Annotated in this window: 4 protein-coding genes; 1 reads left to right on the plus strand and 3 read right to left on the minus strand. The window is 72.0% G+C overall.

The features are described 5' to 3' along the window. Positions 1-8: 8 nt before the first annotated feature. Positions 9-407: a DUF3040 domain-containing protein gene (locus tag AB0C20_RS21505; RefSeq protein WP_030334542.1), complete on the plus strand. Its 399-nt coding sequence runs from the start codon at positions 9-11 to the stop codon at positions 405-407. A gap of 334 nt (positions 408-741) precedes the next feature. Here the strand turns inward: AB0C20_RS21505 and AB0C20_RS21510 are convergent, their stop codons facing one another. From AB0C20_RS21510 to AB0C20_RS21520, 3 genes are read right to left on the minus strand one after another with little or no spacing between them, the layout of a single operon-like run. Then, the gene (locus AB0C20_RS21510; protein WP_357568598.1) at positions 742-3213 is read right to left on the minus strand and encodes a DUF3488 and transglutaminase-like domain-containing protein; all 2472 of its coding nucleotides are present in this window, start codon (positions 3211-3213) and stop codon (positions 742-744) included. A gap of 16 nt (positions 3214-3229) precedes the next feature. Continuing rightward, entirely contained in the window at positions 3230-4528 is a 1299-nt protein-coding gene (locus AB0C20_RS21515) for a DUF58 domain-containing protein (RefSeq protein WP_357189948.1), read from the minus strand. 1 nt (position 4529) lies between these two features. Continuing rightward, complete coding sequence (locus AB0C20_RS21520) at positions 4530-5585, minus strand: MoxR family ATPase (protein ID WP_091407670.1); 1056 nt, start codon at positions 5583-5585, stop codon at positions 4530-4532. Positions 5586-6000: the final 415 nt, after the last annotated feature.

A 6000-nucleotide genomic window follows, 5' to 3' on the forward strand; every position in this document is an offset into this window, starting at 1 on the left:
GGAGTGCCGTGCCGCTCTCGGAGCACGAGCAGCGGCTGTTCGAGCAGATCGAGCGGTCGCTTGCCGAGGACCCCAAATTCGCCTCGGCCGTGCGCGCCAGCGATCCGCGCTTCCATGCGCGGCGTCGCCTGCTCGTCGCCGCCGGCGTCATCATCGCTGGCTTGGCTCTACTGGTCTATGGCGCGGTGATCAAGACTCCACCACTGGCGGTGGCGGGCTTCGTCGTCATGCTGGCGTCGGCCGCGTTCGCGGTGCAGTCGCACCGGCGGGCTCAGTCACCCGACCTGCACGTGGTGGGCGGCACGACGAGTCGTCGTCGTCCCCGCGGTGGCCGATCCGGTCGCCGGTCGTCAATCCTGGACCGCATGGAGGACAGGTGGCGGCAGCGCCCGGAGGGGCACCGCTGAGCCGGTCCCGCCGCTGAGGCGGGCCGTACGCCGCGACGAGCGGTCGCCGGGCACAGCACCCGGCGACCTCCGTCGTATCCGCGCGCCCTCTACCGCTGCCCGCCCTCCGCAGGGTGCCCGGACCGCTGCCCGCTCTCCGCAGGGTGCCTCGACCCGCAGAAGCATCCCACCGAGGAGCGCGCACTCCCCGCATGATCGTGCTCGGTCCTGGATGTAGTGGCATCGTGCACCAGGGAAGGGCCTATCTCCTGGATCGAGCACGATCATGGATGGCGGCAGCTCAGGCGGGTGGGGCGGCGGTGGTGGCCGCCGCCCCGTGCCTGGAACTGGTCGGTCAGCGAGCGGCCCGGTCGGCCAGCAGCCGTCGAGGGTTCCACCGCAGCAGTCGGTACCGGGCCTGCCCGGTGAGCGCCACCATTCGGCCGGACCTGTCCGCCATTGTGGTGCGCCAGCGCAGCAGCACCGAGGGCGGCAGCACTGCGGCGAGCAGGCGGGTCCGTCGGTCCGCCCGTGTCGCGAGCGCCGCTCGGACCGCGCGGAGCGCCGGCAGCAACCGCTCACCGGTCAGCGGGTCCCGCGCGTAGCGGGCCCGCTCCTCCGCCCGGCCGAGCAGCCGCGCGGACCCGATCGCGTCCTCATCGTCGAGGGAGTCCCGGACAAGCCGGTCCGCTGTCGCCCTGGGCGTCTCGGTCGGATCGACCGGGACCCGGAAGTCCACAAGCGTGTCGAGAAGCTCCGCCCAGGCGGCGTGCGCGTCCGCGCGGGCCCGGTTGGCGTCCGCGCTGACCACCACCGGACGTGCCCCCGGCTCGCTGTCGCCGTCGACCCTCGCGGAGGCCATCACCACGCTCGCCGCGCGGCCACTGCGTCGGCGGCGCAGGGCCATCCGGCGCAGCGCGGGCACCGCGAGCAGCACCAGCAGGGCCACCAGGCCCGCTGCCCACCACGGCCAGACCGGTGGCTGCTCGTTCGGCGTCGTCCCGCCGAGAGAGAGCCCGTCGTCGGTGTCCCGGTCGGCGTTGTCCGGGCCGGTCGGCTCCGTCGCGGCGCCCGGGTCCGTCGGGGCGCTCGTGGCGCCGCTGCTCGGGCTGGTCTCCTCCGGCGCGTCAGTGTCCGGTGCCCAGGCCGACCGGGTGGAGCCGGGCACCCCGTACGCCGGGGTGGCGTCGAACGGCACCCAACCAGCCCCGTCGAAGTAGACCTCGGTCCAGGCGTGCAGGTTGAGGTTGGTCAGCGTGAAGGTGTCACCGTCGCGCTTGCTGCCGTTGGTGAACCCGAACGCCACCCGGGCCGGGATGCCGGCCGAGCGGACCAGCCAGGCCATCGCGGCGGCGTACTGCTGGCAGTAGCCGACCTTGTTGGTCAGAAAGTTGACGATATCCTGACCGCTGCTGCCGCTCTCGGTGCTCAACCGGTAGCTGAACCCGTTGTCCGCCGAGAAGTGCTTGTAGATCGACAGCACCCGGTCGTAGTCGGTGCGCTTGCCCTGGATCAGCCCCTTGACCAGCTCTTCCACCTCGGGCACCGGCCCGGGGGTGGCGGTCATCTGTCGGCGTACGGGGTGCTCGGTAGGGAGCGACTTCGCCGCCCGCAACGCGTCGGGCGTGAAGGTCGAACGGACGTAGTCGAAGGAGTACTTCCGACCGCGGGAGTTCTCCCGGTTGGAGAAGACGACCTGCTGGTTGGCGTCGTAGAGCCAGTTGTCGCTGAGGTCGTCGGCGCGGGTCGGTTCGGCGTACACAGGCATCAGCGACATGCTCAGGCTCTTGGTGACCTCGACGGTCGCCTGGTAGGTGGTCTGCTGCACGCCTGGACCGGCCCGGTCGGCCGGGTTCGGTAGGTCTTTGTTGACCGACCGGCCGCTGGGGTTGCGCGCCTGGAAACCAGCGGGGCGCAGCTCGTCGGCGACCGCGTAGCGCAGGTAGAACGGGTTCTGCTCGGACGTCTTCACCTTCACCAGGTCGGCGACCTGGGACTGGTTGAGCTGGCCGGCGAGTGAGGCGAACAGATCGATCCGACCCGACGTGCCGCCCGAGCCGGACCCGTTGCCGGTGCCGTTGCCCGGCCCTCGGCTGAGCGAGTCGAGCAGCCCGCCGGTCATGCCGGGCACCGCCAGCGGCAGCGCCACAGCCAGGGCCACCCCGACCGCCGCGAGCCGACGGCCGGCGGACGCCAGCGGAGAGGCCTCCCACACGTCGACGTCGCGGCCATCACCGGTGAACCGGCGCCCGAAGCGGCGCACCCGGTCGACGTTGTCGGTGACCAGCAGCCAGAGGTAACCGGCGGCGCCCACCACGAACGGCACAGCGGGGACGCTGTCCACGTAGACGGCGACCGGCACCGAGTAGATGGCGAGCATCGGCAGCCCCGCCAGCGCGGGCCGGCGCAGGCCCACGGCCAGCACGTCCACCAGCACGGCGACCCCGCCGACGCCGAGCACGGCGATGAACAGCAGCGGGTCGGTGTCCGGGACCTCGACCCCGTAGGAGCGCATGTCCTGCATGGAGCCGGCGAGCAGGTCGCCGAAGTACGCGAGCGTGCCCGGGGTGGGCAGGATCGCGAGCAGCTCCTGGCCGCTGGGGAACAACCAGGTCAGGGCGAGCATCAGGCCGGCCAGCATGCCCAGCACCTGAGCCCACAGGGGTGCCCGGGCGAGGCGGGTCAGCGCGGCCACCCCGGCCACCACGGCGACCGCGATGATGGACTCGATCAACCACGTCCAGCCCTGGAAGATGGCCGACAGCGGCGCGGCGGCCAGCAGCGTGGCAGCGGCCGCCACCATGCCGATGTTCCGACTGCTGATCATGAGGGGAGCCTTCCGTTCATCGCACACCGCCGGCGACCGTCTCGGCCAGCGCGGCCCGCAGGGCGAACCCCTGGGCGCCCCGACCGATCTGCGGCCACAGCGCCGGCAGCCGGCCGCCGTGGTCGACGCCGACCACCCGCCAGCCACTCTGCAACATGGCGAGGACGGCGGCGGCGTGGGCGTGCTCCGCCTCGGCCCGCGCCTTCTCCGGCAGGCTGAGCCAGGTGGAGCTGTTCAGGAGGAAGCCGACGCAGGTGGCGCCGTTGCCCCGCAGCCCGGCCAGCAGCTCTGCCTCGGCGATGCTCACCGTGCCGAACAGGCCGATGATCAGACCGCCGTCGGCCCGTTGGCGGACCCGCTGCACGAGGCCGGTGACCTCGGCGCGCTGATCCAGTCGGACCTCCGCGAGGTGGTCGAGCAGCGCGCCGTCGCCGCCGGCCTCCGAGGCGTCCACATCTGCCCCCGAGCCGGTGACCAGGCGCAACTTGTAACCGGCCTGCCGCAGGTGAACGGCGATGCTCGCGGCGGCCGACACCGACCACTCGAAACTGGCCGTCGGCCCCTCGCCCCGGTGGCCGTACGCCCGGGTGTCCAGGACGACTGTGGCCCGGCTCTCCCACGGTTGCTCCTCGCGGCGCACCATCAGCTCACCGGTGCGGGCTGTGGACTTCCAGTGCACCCGGCGCAGGTCGTCGCCGCGCCGGTACTCCCGGGTCGCCGCGTCGTCCTCGCCGTGCACCGCCACCGAGCGGGCCCGGCTGTCGCCGCTGCCCGCGTACTCCCCGGGGAGCCGGACCGACGGCAGCGGGGTGACCTGCGGGATGACCGTCAGGTGGTCGGTGCTGGGGAAGGAGCGGGTGAGTTCACAGAGGCCGAACGGGTCGGTCATCCGGACGACCAGCGGGCCCACGTCGTAGCGACCCCGCACGTCGGCCCGCACCGTGTACGCCACGGAGCTGGCCTGGTGCGCGCCGAGTCGCTCCAACACCACCCGGGGCCGGCTGCCCAGCGCGTAGGGCAGCCGGTCCTCCAGGAGCAGGGTGCCGGTCGGCAACCGGGAGAGGTTCTGCAGGCGCAGCACCACCCGGGAGTTGGCGCCGACCGGAACCCGGTGCGGGTCCAGCGAACGGTTGCAGGCCAGCTTGTAGCGGCTCCGCCCGACGTAGGCGGCGGCCAGCAACGGCAGGATGGCCAACAGCACAGCCACCCGGAGCAGGTCCTTCTCGCCGAGGATGCCGGCGGAGACCGCCGCCGCGACCGCAGCGGCGAGGAAGGACCTCCCGCGGGTGGTCAGGCCGCGTAGCCCGGCACGCACGTCACGGCCTCCGCGGCTCGTAGGGTGCGCGACCGTTGCCGGTGGCGGGGGGCCGGGTGTCGTACGGGTTGCGCTGCCGGTCGTGTGGCAGCGGCAGGCGGTGCACCAGCTCGGAGACGATCGCGTCGGTGGTGCGCCGGGCGAGCTGCGCGTCGGCGGTGGGGATGATCCGGTGGGCGAGCACCGGCACCGCCAGGGCCTGCAGATCGTCGGGAAGCACGTAGTCGCGGCCTTCCAGGGCGGCGACCGCCCGGGCGGTGCGCAACAGTTGCAGGGTCGCCCGGGGGGACGCGCCGAGCCGCAGGTCGGGGGCCTCGCGGGTGGCGGTGACCAGGTCGATCGCGTACTGCTTGACCGCGTCCGCCACGTGCACCTGCCGGACGGTGGCGATCAGCTGCCGGACGATGGCCGCGTCGGAGACCGCGCGCAGCTCGTGCAGCGGGTCGGTGGCGCCGTGGCCGTCGAGCATGGCCAGCTCGGCGTTGGAGTCCGGGTAACCCATCGCGATGCGGGCGGTGAACCGGTCGCGCTGCGCCTCCGGCAGCGGGTAGGTCCCCTCCATCTCGATCGGGTTCTGGGTGGCGATCACCATGAACGGGGTCTGGAGCTGGTACGTCACCCCGTCGACGGTGACCTGCCGTTCCTCCATGCACTCCAGCAACGCCGACTGGGTCTTCGGCGAGGCCCTGTTGATCTCGTCGCCGACCACCAGGTTGGCGAACACGGCGCCGGGGCGGAACTCGAAGTCGTGCGTCTCCTGGTTGTAGACGCTGACACCGGTGACGTCGCTGGGCAGCAGGTCGGGGGTGAACTGGATCCGTCGCACAGTGCAGTCGATGGACCGCGCGAGGGCCTTGGCAAGTTTGGTCTTGCCGACACCCGGAACGTCTTCGATCAGGAGGTGACCCTCGGCGAGCAGGACGGCCAGGGCGAGCCGCACTGTGGCGGTCTTACCCTCGATGACCTGCTCGATGTTGGCCACGATGGCCTCGCTGGCGGCGCGGAACTCGTCGTGCGGCAACAGGCCGCCCACCTCGTCCCAGGTCTGTTGTGTCACGGGCCTCCTCCTCGTCGCCGTCACGGCAGCTCTCTAGAGAGCACCTGGACCCGCCGTTGGGTTCGCGACGTCGAGCCTCGTTTGCCGCAGGAATCTCACTAGTCTCTCAGGCTAACCATGTTTGTCGTTATCGCCGACCCCCGCAGGTAGTCCGTCGGTTACGCACCGATATTCGCCAGCTCGGGGGAACGCGTTCGACACCGCACGGGGGCCGGCAGGGCGAACCGTGGAAGAGGTACACTGCGGGACATGGCCGGAGTCTTCCTGCTTCTTACCGGGCCGTGCTGATGCGCTGAACCCAGCGACAGCACGGCGGCCCCTCCTGCGCGAGGGGCTTTTTTGTGCCCGCCGCCGGCCCGGCCCGGTGGTGCCGAGACGAAGCGAAGCGAAGCGAGGAGAGACGATGAGTGAGGCA

It is taken from the genome of Micromonospora sp. NPDC048843, assembly GCF_040649965.1.
GTDB lineage: Bacteria > Actinomycetota > Actinomycetes > Mycobacteriales > Micromonosporaceae > Micromonospora > Micromonospora hortensis.